The organism is Pontibacter toksunensis, assembly GCF_042686245.1.
Classification (GTDB): Bacteria; Bacteroidota; Bacteroidia; order Cytophagales; family Hymenobacteraceae; genus Pontibacter; species Pontibacter toksunensis.
The window spans coordinates 1-719 of sequence record NZ_JBHUOX010000104.1 but is presented as its reverse complement, the minus strand read 5'-3'; the positions used below and the strand labels follow the sequence as shown (position 1 = coordinate 719).

The window sequence follows — 719 nt, the reverse complement described above, 5'->3', positions numbered from 1 at the left end:
GTGCGCATCATACTTACCTGCTCCTGCAGTTCATCCCGTGTTACGTAGGGATAGCTTTTGCCCTGTATGTAGAATGTCAGGATGGGGTCTACTGAGCCATTGTCATCAAAATCTTTATAATACAGTTCCGCCAGCTGGTTATCAGAGGCTTTTACCTGTGAATTCAGTCCTAAGTTACCTATCACCAAGTCAGGTTTTCCATCCTGGTTGAAGTCTTCTATCAGCAGTTTGTTCCACCAGCCCCTGTACTTCTTGTCGAAGAAGGCATCTGTGGCGTCGGCCAGCTTCCCGTTGGTGTTTCTGAACACTATCACCGGCATCCACTCCCCCACTACAATCAGTTCAGGCTTCTGGTCGCCGTCCAGGTCGTGCCAGGCCGCATCCGACACCATGCCTATGTTTTGCAGGGCAGGGGCAACTGATGCAGTGGCATCCTTGAACCTGCCGCTGCCATCGTTGAGCAGCACATAGCTTCTGGGTATCTCCGGGTACCTGCCGGGTATCACGCGGCCGCCCACGAACAGGTCCAGGTGACCATCGCCGTTGATGTCAGAGGCACTGGCGCTGCTGGTGCTGGTGAGCATTTTAGGCAAGGCGTCAGCAGCTTTGGTGAAGTTGCCTTTACCGTCGTTCAGGTATAGCCGGTCCTGCAGCAAGGCATCTTCCGGCGCAAAGTCATGGTAGCCCCCGCTCACCACGTACAGGTCTTGTTTCCCGTC

1 protein-coding gene is annotated in these 719 nt (G+C 54.2%); it reads right to left on the bottom strand.

Annotated elements, in window-relative coordinates:
• On the bottom strand, window positions 1–719 hold a 719-nt coding region (locus ACFS7Z_RS27325), incomplete at both ends, for an FG-GAP repeat domain-containing protein (protein WP_377492694.1).